Below are 19,055 nucleotides of genomic sequence, written 5' to 3'. Positions count from 1 at the left end.
GGTCAGGCCCATCGACAGCAGCTTTTCGCGATAGGCGCGATGCGCTTTTTCGTAGCCCACGATGTGGCCGGATTGGCCCACCGCTAGAGCACCGAGGTGCAGGGGGTCTGGCATAACGAAATCTCCATTTACAGGCTGTGCTAGTGCTGACTGGGTCACGGTTTGCGATATTTCCAGTTGCGTTGTTGTCACCAAAATCCGATGCGCCATGCCCGCGCCTAGGCCAATGCGGCAGCCCTGGAAACCGACAATTACGGAGCCACTGTCGGTGCGGCTGACCACGGTCATCTCGCTGCCCTGCACGATGCCGACATCCATCAGGCGGCGCACCATGCGATGACCACCTTTGATGGTGCATACCCAGACGCGATCGCCAATAGCCAGCATCGTCAGGGGCAATAGCGCTGCCTCAGCCCCAGCAGACTCGGCAAAAGTGTGGCCAGGGGTGGGCGGGTCACCTAAATCAGCGGTGCCTCCGACGAAGGTGATGCCTAAGGAGTCAGTGCCGAAGGCATTAGCTGAGGCCGTGTTGAGTGAATTGGGTTCCATAGGGGCTCCGAAATCACAACTAGGAAGGGGCGTTTGTCAGGAATTCTTCTCATTTAACACAGGCTATATTATCACTAAATCACTACCAAGCGATCTTTTGATTAAAAAGCTAAGCGTAAGGTGGGTTACGCTAGATCCTCCGGAACTGAGGCTACAGACTCTCCCCCTATCAAGTCCTGAAACTCTAGGGAAGACTTGGATCGGCTGAATTTGGCATACAGGCAAAAGACACGGCCCAAGGGGGGGTTAGGGATAAACCATGGCCAGGCCAGCCGTCGGACGAAATAGACTAATGAAAAAAAATGTTATTAAGCCAGCATCTCTTTGATACTGCAAAAAATCGAAGGCCGATAAGTTTTTAATTCAAACTTAAGAGTTGCCCCTGACTCATACTGAATCCGCTTTGGTTACTCCCAGTTAAGCTGGGCCAACGCCGTTTGTCCCTACGCAAGCTTTTGTCAGTCAATTAGGCTGATGGGAGGGCGGCTGAAATAGCTCCAGGATATAGTCGAATTGATAGTCTGTGGCCCAGCGTCGCAGCCAGTTGCTTAGCTCCGCCCCCTCGGGGGGAATCATCTGGAGCAAAGCAAAAACCACATTGTCATCCCCAAGGATGGCTGCTTGCTGCAGCTGGTCGCACCCCTCCTTGGGCATTATCGCTAGGTGATCGGCTTGGGGTGGTGGAGATAATGGCCGAATGTCGAGGCCCCTGTGGGGGGTGGGGACGATCGCGGCTAGGGTTGGGGCGCTGCCCGGCACCGTGACGGTGAACTCAAAACAGCTGCCGAGGCCAGGTTGGCTATGGCACTGGAGCTGTCCCCCCAGCAGGCGAACGTACTCTTGAGAAATAAACAAACCTAGGCCGCTGCCTCGCTGCGATCGCTGCCCTGATTTTGTTTGTTCTAAGGGCCTAAACAGATGCTCTAGCTCATCGCGATCGATACCGGGGCCAGTGTCAGCTACCGAAAAGGTCAGGCAGTACTGGTGGTGAGAGTTTGCCCCCTGGTCCAATGAGGGCGTTGTTGTTGCGGCCCCCTGCTTCTGCCCAGCTAGGTGCAGAGTTACCTGTCCAGCGACGGTAAATCTAAAGGCATTTTCCAACAGATTGGCCAGGCTTTGGTACAGTTTGGCTTCATCGATACAGATGTGCTGGGGTATTGTCTCCTCTATCTCTAGCCGAAATTCCACTTCTGGATGCACAAGATGGGTCAGGTGGGCCGAGAACTGGGTCTGAAGATTGTGCAGCAGCAGCTCCAGGTCCACCCAGGCTGAGACAATAGCTGGTCCCTCCTCGATATCGAGTTTAGAGGCCAGCAGGAGATTGTTAATTTGCACCAGTAGATAGTCAGCGCTGCGGTACATACTGGCTAGCGCCTCGCGGTGGGGCTTGGCAACCACTGCATCGCTCTGCATGACTTGAATAAACCCCAGAATAATGTTGAGCGGTGTCCGCAACTGATGACTCATGTTGGCCAAAAATAGGCTTTTAGACCGGTTGGCAGCCTCTGCGGCCCCCTTAGCCCTAGCCAGTGCAGCGGTGCGTTCTGCGACTCGGTTTTCTAACTGGTCTAGGGCATCGGCTATCTGGGCTGCCGTTTGGTTAAAGGCCGTCGATAGCATAGTTAGCTCGCGCAGACCTTGCACAGCAGGAGTTTGGGTGCGATCGCCCGCCGCGATCGCACGACTGGCCATCGCCAGTTGCTGAATAGGGCGATTGATCCAGCGATTGGTCAGCAGAGCCATTAGCATCGCAATGGCTAAGGACAACAGCGCCAGTAGCAGTGTCGTGTGTACGTAAGCATCGAACCGGGTCAAAAAGTCAGCCTCAGGCACCACTACCACCACCATCCAGTCGAGCCCTAAGTCATCTTGCCAGGGCATCGCACTGACAAACTGCCGCCCCTGGGGTAGATCTACGTCTAGGGTGGTGGGGCTAGTCTTCTCCAACCCGCCCGCCTGGACCAAATGCTCGGCGGTGGCTCGCACCACTGGATTAGGGCTATCGGTAGCGGCCAGGCGATGGGCTTCGCCATCAACCGTCGCAAAGGGAACGCTACTATCGGAGCTGGCCACTAGCAGACCAGTGCGTTCCACGATAAAAATTTGGGTAGACGGGCTCACCTGAATGGACTGCAAAAACTGTCCCAGTTGGGTGAGGACCAAGTCTGCCCCCATCACCCCCAATAGCTCGCCCTGGGGCGTGTACAGGGGATAGCTAGCCGAGATCGAGAGCACATCCGGCTGGTCATGCCAAGCATAAATGGGGCTCCACAGGGGCTGCCCCGCTGCCGCCGCCGCTGCATACCACTCTTCTTCCGTCACGGGCTCAGGGGCCGGGGTCACCTCAGCCTGGGTACGGTGCCCCTGGTCATCGGTTTGGTAAATGGTCATGTGCTTGAGGTCATCCCGGCGGGTTTCGTTGATCACCAGGGTGCCGTCTTCCAGCCGCTCTACCCCCAGAAATTCACTGGTGGGGTTGGCGTAGTTAATGTAGTCAACAGGGTAGCTCTCCATCTGCTGCCAAAAGAACTGCCCCATCTGCTCAAAGTTATTCAAATCGAGCAGTTGGGTCTCTATGGCCGCGACATGGGTTTCGTTCAGCCGAGCCACTGTTGAGGTTTGGTATTCAATATAGGCGGCAACCCGCTCTGTGGTTTCCTCTTGCAAGCTGGTGGCCATCTCTGTCACGGTCACCTGCCGATACTGCACTAGCATCCAGCTGGCTAAACCAGCTACTGTCAGCATTTGCAGCAGGTAGGGAACCTCCAGGACGACGACTAGCGGCAGCCGCTCCAGTAAACGGATGGGTTTAAAGCACAATCGAGGCATTGCCATCGCCAGACTCGTTATGGGTAGGTGCAGATACGGGGCGGTGGGGATAGATTGAACATCAAGCCCGTTTTTAGGCCATGAGGGGGCTGGTTAGGAAAACTACAGCGAGACCGGGGGTAAGCAGGCCAGGATGCGATCGAACTCAAAGTTTTTAGCCCAAACGGTCAGGGTTTGAGCGATCGCAGCGGGGGCGGTTTCAGCCTGGTCTAGCAGCTGAATTAGACGCTGGTCGGAGCCAACTGTAGCCACCTGAGCCAGGGTTTGCTGCCAATCTGAGGGCATAGTTTGTAGCCATCCCGCGATTTCAGCAGAGGTGCAGCGGGGATGGGCTAGAGCAAGGCCAGTTGCTGTAGGGGCAACCGCTGTGGGGCAGGTGTAGCGCACGGGCAGGTGGGTGGCCACTTTGTGCAGGATGGTTTTTAGCTGGAAGGGTTTGCGCACAAAGTCGTCGAAACCGGCGGCTAAGATCTTAGGCCGCTCTTCTTCAAAGGGGCTGGAGGTCAGCGCTATGATCACTGGGCTGAGGCTGAGACTGAGGTCTCTGATCTGACGGGTAGCCGCGTAGCCATCTAAAACGGGCATGCGAATGTCCATCCAGATCAGGTGGGGCAGCCAGCGCTGGGTCTGCTCAACGGCAGCCTGGCCATCGGGGGCAGCCTGCACCTCAAACCCTGCTGACTGGAGCAAACGCACGAGCAGATGGCGATTGGTGGGATGGTCGTCCACCACCAGCAGACGATAGGGGTCTTGGCCGGGAGCTAGCTTAAGATTGGCAGCATGGTCTGGGGTGAGGATATCCTCTGCACCATTCATCCGGTTTACCGGCAGGGTAAACTTAAACATTGAGCCTTGGCCCACCTGGGTCTCTACGGTTAACTCGCCCCCCATCAGGCGGACAAACTGCTGGCTAATGCTGAGCCCTAGCCCGCTGCCCTGGTGCGATCGCAGTCCAGCATTGGTCTGGCTAAAAGGCTCAAATAACTGGTTCATCTCCTCAGGGGCAATGCCGGGGCCGGTGTCGATGACCGCAAACTCTAATGCCGTGCTCGCCTGGGCAGCGGCCGTAGCTTGTGCCCCAGATAGAGGCGGTTGGCACCGGACCCGCAGCATCACCCAGCCCGACTGGGTAAACTTAATGGCATTGCTCAACAGATTAATCAGGATCTGCCGCAGCTTACTTTCATCGGTGGCAATGTAGGTCGGCATCGCCGGATCGCAGTCAAAGGTCAGGTCCAGTCCTTTGGCCTCTGCCTGCAGCAGCAGCATCGCCTCTAAGCCCAGCAGCAGGTAAGACAAATCGAAGGCGGTAACCTGTGCCGCAACCCGCCCCGCCTCAATCTTGGACATTTCGAGCACGTCGTTAATGAGCGCCAGTAGGTGTTCGCCACTGTGGCGAATGATCTCCAAATAGCCGACGGCCTCGGCGTCTACATTGCAGTCGCGGTTAATTAGCTGGGCAAACCCGATGATGCTGTTGAGGGGTGTCCGCAACTCGTGGCTCATGTTGGCCAAAAAGGTGCTTTTGGCCTGGTTGGCGGCATCGGCGGTGGCTCGGGCCAGCTGTAGAGCCTGCTCGACCTGTTGCCGCTCTAGCTCTGCGGCAGCTCGGGCCGCAAAGATGCGTAAAATCATCTCGCGGGTTGGATTAGCCACCATGGGTTTGTCGTCGATCACCGCCAGGTGGCCAATCACCCTGCCCGCCCGATCGACCAGGGGAATGCCTAAAAAGCTGGCGGCCTCTAACCGCTGTAATTCCCTATCGGTAGGGTACAAAGCCTGCGCCTGGGCAGGGATATAGATCACCTCCCCGGCCACCACTCGCTCGCAGGGGGTGCCCAGGGTGTCATATTCCTGGGGCTCGCTCAGCAAACCGTTTTGCCAAAAAGCCAGGGTGCTAACCCGCTGATGGCCAGGGGGCAAGCACTGGGTGACCAGGGCATGACGAACCTGTAGAATGTCGGCCAGGTAGCGCACCAGGGATTCAAAAAAGTCCTGGCCGGTCTTGGCGGCAGTACCTTCCACGATTAGCCGCAGCGCTTCTTCCTGGTGTTTGACCTGGGTTAGGTCTTCGATGATTCCCACCAGGCGGTACACCTCCCCCCGGTCGTTGCAGATGGGAAAGGCGCGCGCCCGTACCCAGGCCTGCCGCCCCTGGGGCTGGGCCACCCGAAACTCCTCATCGTAGGTAAAGCTGGCGAGGCCGACCGCGTCGCTGAGTTGGGGCAGGCTGCGGTAAATACGACTGCGATCGCCGCAGTGCACCGCATCGAGCCAGGCGGTTGGGTTTTGGTACAGCTCGTCTCGGCTGCGGCCCCAGAGATCCTCGTAGGCGGGGGAGACGTAGCTAACCCGGTGTTCCTGCAGCTCGTAGACCCAAAATACGCTGTCGATGTATTCTGCCAGCTGACGAAATTTCTCTTCGCTGGCCTGCAATTCGGCTTTGGCCTGCTGCTGGTTTTGCTCCAGCCGGTAGGTGCTAATCACCTTACTGATGCTCTGGGCCATCAGCTCAATGATTTCTTTTTCGTGTTGCTTAAACCCCTGGGGACGAGGGACGGTGTCAAAAAAGCAGAGGCTGCCGTACACCTCCCCGTCGACTACAATCGGCGTGCCCAGGTACGACTCCAGCTTCAACGCCTGGTAAAGCGGGTGCTGGCGGAGGTTAACATCGGCCCCTACGTGGTCTAAGCAAATCGTCTGCTGTTGGCGAATTGCCATGCCGCAGAAGGTGTTATCTAAGGTGCAGCGCAGGTTGGGTTCTAGACCTGGTAGTTCGCTCAGCATGGCCTGGGCCACATAGTCAGTGTCATCCACCTGGCCCACCAAGCCGCCGGTAAAGCCCAACACCTTGCAGCCGGTCTGGAGATAGTCGGCCAGCAGGGCGTCAAAACTGGTAAACCGGGTCAGGCTGAGGCGATGCAGCTCTTTGAGGCTACGGCTAAACTGTTGAAGCACATTCGACTTTTGCACCAGCAACCGTTCTGCCTGCTGATGGGCCGTTAGGTGTTCAATCAGAGCCGACAGGCGATTTGAAGCCTGCTGTAGCTTGAGCCCTTCGCGATCGCGATCGCAAAGCTCACGCCGCAAACGTTCATTTTCAGTTGTTAACTGCTGCTGCCGTCGATGTATCCGCAGATGGTTAGCCACCTTCACCAGCAGTGCCTCAGGGGCAACGGGCTCAGTCAGGTAATCGATCGCTCCCATCAAAAGGGCCTTGACCTGCCCAGCCTGTGTGTCTAGAGGGCCGAGTACAATTACTGGAATGATCTCTGTGGCCGGGTCGGCCTGCAACTGCTGGCACAGATCATAGCTATTGACATCGGGCCTAGCCAGATTGAGCAAAATCAGGTCAGGAGCAACCGCCTGGATCTCGCTCAGGTCTGCCGCGCTCCTCTCGATGCAGCGCACGCTATAGCCCTGCCGCCGGAGAGGGTGTACCAAAGCGCTGAGATCCGCTGAAGACTTGCCCACAATGACGATAGTTTCACAGGCCGGAGGAGGGTCACAGTGAGTCATAACAGTGGCTAATTCGGGGCTAGGCATAGCAACATTTCTAGAACGGTCTGCAAGCTGGCGGGGACGATCAAGGCACTCGCCCGGTGACTGGTCGGTTGTGGGCAGCACCTGAGATTCCACTCTCCAAGCAGCCAGCTACCCGCTGGTCGGTATGACGTCGTTATCGGCGCAATTTTCTGATTGGGCCTTAATGGCTGGGTGGGGCGAGACGAGGGCTCGTCTAAGGCAATAGTGCCCCGTTGAGAGCAGGCGTGAGTATTGACCTCAAAGCTCGGCGGAGTTTGGCATCACCTGAACCGATCCCCCAAGGTCTGACTCATGGGCGTAGATGTACTCCAAAGCCAAACACTTAGCTATTTTCTCCAGCATCAAATCAGGCTGAATCGGTTTCTCTACCCAGTCATTGCAGCCGACAGCCCGAATCCCAAAGGCGTCGTCTTGGTCACTGTTTACCAGGGCAATGATTTGAGTAGCAACAAACTGCTGAGGGGGTGTCTCTGGGCAGAGCTGTTTGTACTCTATGGTGCGTTAGATGGCGAGTGGTTTCATAGCCATCCAGGCCGGTCATAGCCATGGCTATGCAGATCAGGTGGGGCTGCCAGTCCGCCCACTGAATAATCGCGTCGCGTCCACTGGTTGCCACCTGTAGCTCAAATCCTAAAGGAGCCAACAGGGTCTGCAGCAAAACGCGACTTATCCAGTCGTCATCTACGATTAGGATGCGACAGACGGGAGAACCAGGCGCTAACCCTACAACCGCCTGTGGCGATCGCGCCAAAGGGGTCACAGGCGCTGGCTGGGTAATAGCAAGGGTACTGTTGATTTGGCCCAGCAAATGCTCGCCGCTGGTATAGATAATATTCAACGCATCCTGCTGCTGGGGAGTGAGGTTAGCTTCCTGCAACAGCAGCTGACTAAACCCCAAAATTGTACTGAGCGGGGTTCGTAAATCGTGACTCAGGTCAGTCATCAGCTGGTGGTTAACATGACTAGCCATTTCGGCGGCCCGCTTAGCATGACCGAGTTTTGGAGTACGGGTGGCAATCCGATGCGCTACCTCCTGGGACTGGGCCACCAATCGTTGTAAGGTGTGGAGAAAGCGAACCTCCGAAATTTGTGTGCTGACCCAAAAGTCATCGGCTCCTTGATTTAACCAGAGCTCAGCCTCAGCTGCTTGCTCTGGCTCCAGTATCACAATGACCCTGGCGGTGGGCCACTGGGCCGCCAGAGCCGTCAGGCTCTCGACTCCGGCTCTACAACCCAGCAAGATCAGGTCTGGAGGACAGGTTGAGTCTAGGGCAAGACTGTCGTCGCTCTCCCAACGGAGCCAGCGATAGCGGCTATGGTTGGCCAACCACTGTTCGAAGCGATCGCAATTTACCAAACTACAGGCAACAGATAGAACCGTGATTTGAGCAGGCGATAAAGGAGATTGCATAGAAATATCAAAGAGTAAGGTGGAGGCATGGCCAATCGCCCAATCGCTCGGACAAACCCGAGCCGGAGCAGTCAACCATGCCCCACCTGCCTGTAGGGGACATCGACTATTTCAGGAACAGTTTCATCATGAAAGAGAACTGTGACAATCTCGTGGCAGTGTAGCGGTTGTGCTGGAGGAAGCTACTAACTTAAGGACGTAGGAAAAACTTACAAGGCTTGATATAAAAGAATCAAACCCTGCAAACCCTAGCATCTATTTTCATCGTGCTAAATCATATGGGTACTCTTAAACAAGCATCGGCCTTCCCCTCTAAAGAATGCAAGATGTGTGTGGGCAGATCTAACCGCCAGACTTTCGTTCCTCAAAAAATGTGGGGCGAAAGTCTGACAAACGCTAAGCAGGTTCCCAGCGTAAGTTAGGCGATTTTGCAAGAGCGCTATTTGGCAGCAATTGCATAGCCCGAGTGGGGGTCACAGAAATGACACATTTATCTTCTAGAATCAAATTCTGTGTTGGGCTGGCACATCTTGACGAGTAAGTAAGGAATCGCCCCCTGTCGTTCTCGTCCCGTTCGCCCCATAGCCTCTAGAGGTAAAACCGGCACATCCGCAGCCCTCAAGCGGGTCGTACTCTCCCTATTGCTCATCAGTTTTGGCTTAGAAGCTGCAACTTACGTTTGCAAGACCGTGATGTATCTAATTCACTCACTTCCCCTCATTTCCGTTGTTCTCAACCCATTACCTAAAACCCTTTCTGAATGCTAAAGAGCCAAATAAATCCAATTCAAGATACCTCTTTACTTCTCTGTCATGAGCTTAGAACTCCGTTAACTTCTATTCAGGGAGCACTCAAGTTGTTGGGCTATCAGCATCTTGGCTCTCTGTCTGAAGACGCTCAGCACCTGCTAGCTATTGCCATTGATAATGCTGATCGCTTAGTACGGTTGGCCAATGCTCTTGAAGTTCAAACTACACCCTTGCTAACGGTACTATCGACAGCCAAAGTCGAACTTCTTCAACTTGAAAATGATCTATATAAGGCCATAGAAAGAAGAGAATTTTACTTAGTTTATCAGCCAATAGTTTGCCTTGAAACCAGCCAAATTATTGGTTTTGAAGCCTTGGCTAGATGGCGACACGACACCCGAGGTGAAATCTCTCCACAGGTTTTTATTCCCCTTGCAGAGAAAGCCAATCTCATCTGCGATATTGGACTTTTCCTGCTAGATAAAGCTTGCTGTCAATTGTCCCAATGGCAAGCCGAATTTCCCTCTAGCAATCCTCTCAGCATAAGTGTAAATCTCTCGGCCATACAGCTTCAGAGTGGAAAACTCGTGGAAAAAGTCAGCCAGATTCTATCAAAAAATTCTCTTCCTTTTGGCAGTCTTAAGTTAGAAATAACGGAGAGCGCTTTAGTCGAGAATGAGGATGTAGCTGTCAAGACGCTAGTCAAACTACAGCAGCTTGGCGTGCAAATCTACATTGATGACTTTGGCACTGGCTATTCTTCCCTTGGCCGACTGCAAGAACTACCTTTTGACACTCTTAAAATCGATCAGTCTTTTGTCCGAAACAAGAACTGGGTCATGAGCGAAACTATCCTCATGCTTGCCCAAAAACTGAATCTAGATGTGATTGTAGAAGGAGTGGAAAGTCTAGAAGAATTAACAGCCCTCAAACAGTTAGGATGCCGAAAAATGCAGGGATATTTCTTTTCTAAGCCTACCGACCCTGCTGGTGTTGCAGCTTTACTAAACCACAAGATTTAGAATGTAGACCAAATTTTCTTAAAGCTACTATTTTCATGGTACTAGAAAAAACAATTTATTGCCAGCTTTAAAACATGCAGCCTAGTCAGGAAAGAGACATCTACCCATTGAATCGACCAGATTTTAGACAATTTACACTTCTAATACAGGATGAAGAACGGAGGCTAGCAGTACCTTTAAGCAAAAATTTTTACTCGATTGGGCGCAATCAGGACAGAGATATTCAGCTGCTATGCCGGGGAGTATCTCGCTATCATGCGAGTCTGATCTGGCTGTGCGACAGTTATCATATTGTAGATGGAGAGCCCGGAGGTAGGCCAAGCAAAAACGGTGTTTTTGTGAATAAAAAAGCCGTCAAGAAAAAGACGTTAAAGGCCGGAGATAGAATAATATTTTGCAAGGATGTATATGGAGAAATAGAAAATAGTTTATCTATATCACAAAAAGAAAAAGCGGCTCCAGAAAATTTTCCTGAGCAGAAAAACTCAAGGTATTTTACACCTGGAGTCAATTATTTAGATACCAAGATTGAGGCCGACCTAAGTCTTTTTTATGACTGTCCTGATCTGTTCATGAAAGTTGATTCTGAAGGGCAAATTTTGAATTTTCAGAATGGAACAGACCAAGAACTGCCAAAGTTGTCGCCAGAACAGATTGGCAAAACAATTTTCGAATTTTTTCCCATCAATTTTTGCCTCAATCTGTTTAAGCACATGCGACAGATTGAGAAAAATAAGAACTTGCGCTCCTTCGAAGTCTCTCTACTCCGGAATGACCACATTCTGTGTTGTGAAGTGAGAATTTTTCCAGGGCCTGACTCTCATACAGTTATTATTTTGCGCAACATAAATCAGCGCAAAGTTCTAGAGCAAAAGCTACTGCTTGAAGCTGTTCACGACAGCTTAACCGGACTGCCTAACCGTGCGCTCTTTTTAGAAAAAACTGCTCATTCTGTCGCTCTAAAGCAGCGGAAAAAGAACTATGAATTTGCAGTTCTCTTTGTGGATTTAGATCGCTTTAAGATTGTCAACGATAGCTTGGGCCATCTAGCAGGCGATCGCCTACTAGTTGAAATTTCGGCTCGGTTAAAAGCCTGTCTCAGACCCCAAGATCTTGTCGCCCGGCTAGGCGGTGATGAGTTTGCTATCTTGCTACATGACATTCAGGTGATTGAAGATGCCATTGAAGTAGCTGAAAGGATTCAGGAAAAGATTTCGATTCCTCTCATGCTCGATGGTAGAGAAATTTTTCCGAGTGCCAGCATTGGTATTACCTTTAGTACTGATGAGTATAAGAGTGTGGAAGAGGTGATTAAAGATGCTGACGTAGCCATGTACCAGGCTAAAGCGAATGGCCGAGCTAAATATGCCGTTTTTAATCCAGAAAGTATCAAGCCATCTCTTGCCTTCTTGCAGTTAGATAGTGCTCTAAAGCGAGCAATTGAGCGGCAGGAATTCAGGCTTTTATACCAGCCAATTTTTAAGCTTAAAAGCCAAAAACTGATTGGTCTAGAAGCTTTAATTCGGTGGGCACACCCCGAAGGAGAATTGCTAGTGCCAGAACAATTTCTTGGGCAGGCTGAGGAAACTGGATTGACAGACTCTATTGGCCAATGGACACTGCAAGAGTCTTGTCGCCAGCTAAGGGAGTGGGAACAGCGATCAAAGTCAGTGTTACCCATTATTTTGAGCGTCAATGTTTCTAAGCACCAGTTTTATCATTCAGATCTAATCAATTTACTCCGAAACTTGATTGAGCAGTATCAAATAAATGCCTCTAATCTTAAACTAGAAATAACTGAAGCTACCATCATGGAGGACATTCAAACTTCTATCAATATTTTCAATTGCTTGAACAAACTAGGAATAGCAGTTCTGATTGATGATTTTGGCACTGGCTATTCTTCGCTTAACCACCTTCATGAACTCCCAATTGATGCTCTTAAAATCGATCGATCTTTTATTAGCGGTATTGATCAGGATGCCTCTAGCGCAGGATTTACGATTATTCACTCTATCATTGACTTAGCTCACAACCTAGGCATTGAAGTCATTGCTGAAGGTATAGAGTGCGCTCGCCACATGGCCTGGCTAAAGGCGTTCAAATGCGATTATGGTCAGGGCTTTTACTTGGGCAAACCATTGATGGCTGGGCAAGTTGTTTCTCTGTTAGAAACTGCTTAAAAAAACAGGCCAAAACCGTGCCGGACCAAGGCCCAGCGTAACGGTACTGTCTTCTACGACGAAGCCGTCTTACGCCAGGCTGGCTAAAGGATGTATCGTTGCTTTCCATAGGACATGTTTTTTGGTCCAGTGGGTGCGTTGGAATTTGAGGGACCGGGTTGAGAAAGGCTATGCTATCGTCAATACCCTTTTTCTCCCAAAAAATTCTCGGTTGAAGCTAGCAGCTTCAACATTTACGTACCCGTCGCTATGCTCTCATCGCACCCCTCGGCTGACAGCGATCGCCTGTACAACATTGCCCGCCACATTCCTGGGGTGATCTATGAGTTCGTCCAGTACGCTGATGGCCGTATGGCCTTCCCCTATGTCAGCGACAGGCTTACAGAGCTTTATGGCATTTCCCCCGAGGCGGTACGAGAGGATGCCGGTCCGATGTTTGCCGCCGTGCATCCCGATGACCTAGCTCATTTAAGGCAGTCGGTGGAAGACTCTGCCACTCAAATGACCCCGTGGCATTGCGAACATCGTATTTACCACCAAGATGGACGCTTGCGCTGGGTGCAGGGTAATGCGACCCCTCAGCGGTTACCAGACGGCAGCATTCGCTGGTACGGATACGTTCGCGATATTACAGAGCAAAAAGCTGGCCAGCTGGCCATTGAGGCTAGTGAGCACAAGCTGCGTCGTCTGATTGATACGATCAACGGCCTGGTATTCATAATTGCTCCAGATGGCACCTTGAGCTTTCTCAGTTCTAAGGTGGCCTCGTCGACCGGGTATGACCTGGATGAGTTACTAAATCGCCCCTTTGTAGACATCATTCATTCTGACGATCTAGACCGCTGTGCCGAGTCGGTGCAGGCCTGCCTAACTGGGGAAAGTTGTCGGGGCCTGGAGTTTCGAGCTTTGCACCGAGACGGCCACTACTATTGGTACTCAGTCAATCTATCGCCGTTTGCAGCCGAGGCTGGGGCAGCGGCTTCCTGTTTAGGCATTGCCACCTACATCGACGATCGCAAGCGGGCTGAGCTGGCTCTGGAAGAGAGTGAGGCTCGCTTCCAAGTGCTGGTGGCGAATGTGCCAGGGATGGTCTATCGCTACTTGCCCGATAGCGAAGGCGGTGCCTTCACCTATGTCAGCACTGGCTGCTGCGAGTTATTTGGGTTAGAACCCGCTCAGCTGCTGCAAGACGTTAACACCCTTTGGGCCTTAATTCATCCCGACGATTTGCCCTCGCTGCAAGCCTCGGTGGCCCAAGCGGCAGAACACTGTGCCGACCGGGTTTGGGAAGGACGGTCTACCACAGTAGCGGGGCAACAGCGCTGGCTACAGGGCCGTTCTCGTCCCCAGGCAACCGCAGCAGGGCTGGCGTGGGATGGCTTATTTGTCGATATTACGGCCCTGAAGCAAACAGAAGCGGCCCTGAGCCAAGAGGTGTCATACCGCCGTGCCCTCTTTGAGGCGTCCGTAGATGGGATTGTGACCTTAGATCAAGCGGGCAATGTTTTAGAGGCCAACCACAGTTTTGCCACTATGCTGGGCTATTCGCTAGAGGAGGCAATTGATCTCAACGTGGCCGACTTTGACGCTGCCCAAGAGCCAGTCGGTGGCCAGCACTCTGTTCTTTGCCTCGATCGCTTCGAACGGCGGCATCGGCGGCGAGATGGCTCAACCTATGCCGTGGAAATTTGCGCCAGCCCTGTTCTCTGGAATGGGCAGTCGGTGCACCTCTGCGTGTGCCGCGACATTGAAGAGCGCTATCAGGCTGAGATAGCCCTGGCCGCTAGCGAAGCCCGGTTTCAGCAGTTGGCTGCCGCTTCGCCAGCGGTGATTTATTCTGTTGTAGAGAATAGGGCGGGCATTGTTCAGTTTGATTACATCAGCCCAGCAGCTGAAGAAATCCACGAAATTCCGGTGGCTACCCTGATGCAAAATGGGGCGCTCATTTCTGAGCAAATGCACCCTGAGGATCGGGAGCGATATTTAGCGACCTATGCCGCTAGTTTGCAGGCTATGGCCACTTTTATCTGTGAGTGGCGGATTGTGACACCTTCGGGCAAGACCAAGTGGATCAAGGCCAACTCGCGCCCGGAACGGCGTCCCAGTGGCGATGTGGCCTGGCACGGTATTGTGCTAGATAAGACTACCCAAAAGCAAGCCGAGCTAGAGATTGTCAAATTGCAAACGGCGCTGCTAGAGGCTCAGCAAGTGGCCCACATTGGTAACTGGGCGTTTGACCTAGCCAGCCAAACCATCACCTGGTCGCCAGAACTGTTTCGCATGTTTGGCCTCGATCCAGCCACGGATGAGCCAGCCTACGACGCCTACTTGCAGATGATCCACCCTGACGATCGCAGGGAGCTAGTGCAGGCTGTTGATCGGGCTATTGCCCAGGGTACACCCTACCAAATCGACTATCGGGCCTTGCTGCCCGATGGCAGTGTTCGCTACCACGAAGGACGTGGCAAGGTTGATTGCGATGAGACCGGACATCCAACTAGACTATTCGGCACCTGTTTAGATATCACCGATCGTAAAAGCACCGAACTGGCCCTGCAAGCCAGCCAGATGCGGCTTGAGCTGGCCTTAGACAGCAGTGGTACCGGCATCTGGGACTGGAATATGCAAACCAACGAGGTGATTTTTTCGCAAAAGCATTGGAAAGCGCTGGTGGGCTACGGTACTGATGAAACAGTTACCGATACCGTCATCGAGTGGGAAAGCCGAGTTCACCCGGATGATCAAGCCCAGCTAGAGGCGGATATTGCCAAACATCTGCGAGGAGAGACGGAAATTTATGAGAATGTGCATCGTCTCCGTTGCCAAGATGGCACCTACAAGTGGAATTTAGCTCAGGGAAAAATTGTTGAGTGGGATGAGCACGGTAATCCGGTCAGGTTCACTGGTGTCAGTCGAGATATTACCGATCGCAAACACACTGAAATAGCCCTAGCTGACCTCAGAGAAAAATTGGAAAAAGCTCAGGAGGTTAGTCATTTGGGTTACTGGTCTTTTGAGCTAGACACCCAAAAAATTAACTGGTCAGACGAGGTTTTTCGCATCTTTGGCATGACGCCAGATCAGGATGAACCGACCTTTAGTGAGCATACTGAACAGATCCATCCCCATGATCAGGCCTTATTTTTAGAGCGGGTCGCAGAAGCGAATCAGGGTATTCCACAAAACTTTGATTTTCGTATTTTTAGGCCTACGGGTGCAATGCGGTATGTGAACGGCCGCATCGAACTGGATTATAGGGAAGACCGGATTGTGCGAATGTTTGGTGTCGTCATGGACATTACCGATCGCAAGCAAAGCGAACTGGCTCTGCAAGCCAGTGAAGCTCGCTTTCGGGCTATCTTTGAGCAGGCGGCAGCGGGCATTAATCAAGTCGATGCCTCGGGGCGCTTTGTTGAGGTCAATCAGTACTATTGCAATTTATTAGGCTATTCAAAAGACGAGTTGCTGGCGCTCTCCTTCGCAGACATTATTCATCCTGAGGATCTGGCGCAGCATCGGCTCCAGATCGATCGCATTGTGCGCGGCGAGATTGACTATCTAGATTACGAGAAGCGCGATCGCCACAAAAATGGCGACTGGATTTGGACCAAAATTAGCATCTCCGTGCTGCGGGATGAGGTGGGCCAGGTGGTAAGTAACCTGGCGGTGGTTGTCGATATTGGCGATCGCAAACGGGCCGAGGATCAAATCGCTCAGCAGCTATACCAACAAACAGCCCTAGGCGTCATCCTGCGGCAGATCCGCGAATCCCTCAACCTTGATGAAATTTTGGGCATCGTCACGCAACAGGTGCAGGCGATTTTTCAGTGCGATCGGGTGATTGTGCTTCGGGTCTCTGGCGATGGCCGCAGCCAAATTGTCGAAGAGGTGGTTCTAAAGCCGTTGCCCGTGCTCAAAGCAATGCACTGGGAGGATGAGGTCTGGTCCCAAGACATTCTTGACCTTTACTGGCAAGGTCAACCGCGCATTGTGCCAGATGTCATGGATGATATCTGGACCGATTGCCTGATGGAGTACTCCCATGCTGGGCAGATTAAATCTAAGGTGGTCGCGCCCATTTTGCAAGAGGTGCGCACCGCAACCGGAGGCCGCTGGGTCGCCCCGGGCAACCACCATAAGCTCTGGGGTGTGCTGGTAATACATGCCTGCCAGGCACAACGAGTTTGGCAAGATGCTGAAGCGCAGCTGTTGCAGCAGATCGCTAATCAACTGGCGATCGCTATTCAACAGGTCGCCATCTTTGATCAGCTTCAGCAAGAGCTAGGAGAGCGCCAGCGAGTCCAGCAACAGTTGAGCGATCGCAACCAAAAACTGGCGATCGCCAACCAAGACCTCAGCCGCGCTACCCGCCTCAAAGACGAGTTTCTAGCCAATATGAGTCACGAACTCCGCACTCCCTTAAACGTGATTCTAGGCTTTGCTCAAATCTTAAATGCTGACCCATCTCTCCAAGCTCAGCAGCGCGAATACGTCCGCATTATGGAGCGCAGCGGCGACCATTTGCTGCATCTGATCAACGACATTCTCGACCTGTCTAAAATTGAGGCCAGTCGTATTATCCTAGAGCCCGAAAGTATCGATCTATTTAGCCTGCTCTACGACCTCCAGTCTATGTTCCAGGAGCGGGCAGACGATAAAGATCTCTACTTTACCCTGGCCCTGACCCCAGATCTGCCCCAGTACATCGTGGCTGACTCCAACAAGCTGCGTCAGGTGCTCATTAATCTGCTCAGCAACGCCGTTAAATTTACCCAAGCTGGGGGTATCACCCTGCGGGTCAGCCGACCATCTCCAGAAGAAATTGCCCCAGTTGCAGCGTCGGTGTCTGGGGCCGAACAACCCTCGGTGCACCTCACGTTTGCCGTTGAAGATACGGGCACTGGCATCGCCCCAGACGAACTCACCGCCATCTTTGATGCCTTTGTCCAGGCTAAAGCTGGCAAAGTTTCCCTTGAAGGGACGGGGCTGGGGCTGGCGATTAGCCGCAGTCTGGCGCACCTGATGGGGGGATCCCTCACTGTTGAGAGTACCTTGGGAGAGGGGAGCACCTTCCGGTGTAACCTTCCATTTTGTCTGGCCAAGGCAGAAGATGTGGTCGCAGCAGACAACCTCGACTCGGTGATTGGCCTCGCGCCAGGGCAGCCGACCTACCGCATTTTGGTCGTCGATGACCAGCCCGAAAACCGCTACTTTTTAGTGGCCGCGCTCTCCCAGCTAGGGCTAGCCGTACAGGAAGCTAGCAACGGGGCCGATGCGATCGCCCGCTGGCGACAGTGGTCCCCCCACCTGATCTGGATGGATTTGCGGATGCCAGAAATCGATGGCTACGAGGCCACCCGCCGTATTCGTGCCGAAGCCCAAGAGCGTGGCGATGGACTTGGGCCAGTGATTATTGCCCTGACGGCCCAGGCCTCCCGCGAGCAGCGTGATCAGGCCCTAGCCGCAGGCTGTGAAGACTTTGTCAGCAAGCCCGTTCAGCTCAGCCTGTTGCTCACCAAAATGGCTGATCACCTGGGCCTGCGCTACCGCTATGCTGACCCAGAAACGCAGGCGACCCCGCCAAAATCGACGAGTAGTCGCCTAGAGGCTAGCGCTCTCCACGTGATGCCCCCCGCCTGGGCTAGCGCCCTACATCGGGCTTCAATGCTGTGCGACAGCACCGAAGTTACCCAACTCATTCAGCAAATCCCCCCCGAGCATGAAGCCCTGATAGATGGCCTTACCCAGTTACTACGAGACTTTAAGTTTGAGGTTCTGATGCAGCTAACTCAATCCTGACGCCGTATTCTAAGGTAGCCCTGTGCCTTGACTAACACCCAATCCCTAGCACCCAACACCTTCAGCCAGTTCCTGAATATCAGCCCCTCACCCCCACTGGGAAATGTCTCAGAGTATTCCACCTAAATAAACGTTCCCTTTGAGGTCGCAAACTCGGCTCATTGGGCCTGTTGTCGTCAAACTCTGGATAAATATTTAGCTGAAATACTCTCAACCAAACTGATTACAGCTATACAGATCTAGGTAGCGATCACCCCAAAGGGCATCAGAGAGCTAGGAAACAGCATATGCGTATTTTATTGGTAGATGATGACGAGCTTTTAACCCAGCAGCTAGCCGATTTTTTGGTGTCGCAACACTACGCTGTAGACGTAGTCCTAGACGGCGAGGCTGGCTGGGACTATGCCCAGGCTGCCGACTACGATTTGATCGTCTTAGATATCAATTTGCCTAAGCTCGACGGCATTCGTCTCTGCCAGAAACTGCGCCAGGCCCGATACGGCAATCCTATTTTGTTGCTCACCGCCCAGGGCGACAGCTCAGATAAAGTTGTTGGTCTCGATGCTGGTGCCGACGATTACTTAGTTAAACCCTGCACTCTCAATGAGCTATCAGCCCGCATCCGCGCCTTGCTGCGTCGCCCCAGTACGCTGAAAAACCCAGTGCTGCGATCGGGGGATCTGTGCATCGACCCCAGCACCTGCGAGGTGACCTACCAGGGAAAATTACTGTCCCTATCCCCCAAAGAATACAGTCTGCTAGAGCTATTTCTGCGGCGTCCCCAACAGGTTTTTAGCAGTACCAGCATTCTTGAGCATCTCTGGAGCTTTGATGATACCCCCGCCGAGGAAACGGTCAGAACTCACATCAAACGGCTGCGGCATAAACTCAAGGCGGTCGGGGCTGGCACCGTCATCGATACGGTGTATGGCATGGGCTATCGGCTCCAGCCACCCCTGGCTACCCC

8 protein-coding genes are annotated in these 19,055 nt (G+C 53.0%); 4 read left to right on the top strand and 4 right to left on the bottom strand.

Features of this window, described 5'->3' with window-relative positions; translation table 11 throughout:
• The 4 genes from IQ273_RS16100 to IQ273_RS16085 all read right to left on the bottom strand — a co-directional run.
• The coding region (locus IQ273_RS16100) for a FeoA family protein (RefSeq protein ID WP_194024192.1) at nt 1-549 on the bottom strand (549 nt) is incomplete at its 3' end.
• A gap of 462 nt (nt 550-1,011) precedes the next feature.
• Complete coding sequence (locus IQ273_RS16095) at nt 1,012-3,384, bottom strand: sensor histidine kinase (RefSeq protein WP_194024191.1); 2,373 nt, start codon at nt 3,382-3,384, stop codon at nt 1,012-1,014.
• 96 nt (nt 3,385-3,480) lie between these two features.
• Nucleotides 3,481-6,924 carry a response regulator gene (locus IQ273_RS16090; RefSeq protein ID WP_228053160.1) on the bottom strand — a complete coding sequence of 1,148 codons (3,444 nt, stop codon included), beginning with the start codon at nt 6,922-6,924 and terminating at the stop codon, nt 3,481-3,483.
• Nucleotides 6,925-7,339: 415 nt separating this feature from the next.
• Nucleotides 7,340-8,335 (bottom strand): hybrid sensor histidine kinase/response regulator, encoded by a 996-nt coding sequence (locus IQ273_RS16085; protein WP_194024189.1) that lies wholly within the window; start codon nt 8,333-8,335, stop codon nt 7,340-7,342.
• Nucleotides 8,336-9,095: 760 nt separating this feature from the next.
• Between IQ273_RS16085 and IQ273_RS16080 the strand changes: the two genes are divergently transcribed.
• From IQ273_RS16080 to IQ273_RS16065, 4 genes are all read left to right on the top strand, one after another.
• Nucleotides 9,096-10,106: a bifunctional diguanylate cyclase/phosphodiesterase gene (locus tag IQ273_RS16080; RefSeq protein WP_194024188.1), complete on the top strand. Its 1,011-nt coding sequence runs from the start codon at nt 9,096-9,098 to the stop codon at nt 10,104-10,106.
• A 74-nt stretch (nt 10,107-10,180) separates the two neighbouring features.
• Nucleotides 10,181-12,289, top strand: coding sequence for an EAL domain-containing protein (locus tag IQ273_RS16075; protein WP_194024187.1), 2,109 nt, complete (start codon nt 10,181-10,183; stop codon nt 12,287-12,289).
• Between the two features lie 249 nt (nt 12,290-12,538).
• Nucleotides 12,539-18,088: a PAS domain-containing protein gene (locus IQ273_RS16070; RefSeq protein WP_194024186.1), complete on the top strand. Its 5,550-nt coding sequence runs from the start codon at nt 12,539-12,541 to the stop codon at nt 18,086-18,088.
• Nucleotides 18,089-18,375: 287 nt separating this feature from the next.
• A partial coding sequence (locus tag IQ273_RS16065) for a response regulator transcription factor (RefSeq protein ID WP_194024185.1) occupies nt 18,376-19,055 on the top strand: 680 nt, incomplete at its 3' end.

The organism is Nodosilinea sp. LEGE 07298 (assembly GCF_015207265.1).
Lineage (GTDB): Bacteria > Cyanobacteriota > Cyanobacteriia > Phormidesmidales > Phormidesmidaceae > Nodosilinea.
Note: the sequence above shows the minus strand (reverse complement) of the source record. Positions and strands in the feature narration are given on the sequence as shown.

Coding starts and splice junctions, on each gene's coding strand:
- IQ273_RS16095 (WP_194024191.1), bottom strand. CDS start 3,384: ATGGCAATGCCTCGATTGTGCTTTAAACCCATCCGTTTACTGGAGCGG.
- IQ273_RS16090 (WP_228053160.1), bottom strand. CDS start 6,924: ATGCCTAGCCCCGAATTAGCCACTGTTATGACTCACTGTGACCCTCCT.
- IQ273_RS16085 (WP_194024189.1), bottom strand. CDS start 8,335: ATGCAATCTCCTTTATCGCCTGCTCAAATCACGGTTCTATCTGTTGCC.
- IQ273_RS16080 (WP_194024188.1), top strand. CDS start 9,096: ATGCTAAAGAGCCAAATAAATCCAATTCAAGATACCTCTTTACTTCTC.
- IQ273_RS16075 (WP_194024187.1), top strand. CDS start 10,181: ATGCAGCCTAGTCAGGAAAGAGACATCTACCCATTGAATCGACCAGAT.
- IQ273_RS16070 (WP_194024186.1), top strand. CDS start 12,539: ATGCTCTCATCGCACCCCTCGGCTGACAGCGATCGCCTGTACAACATT.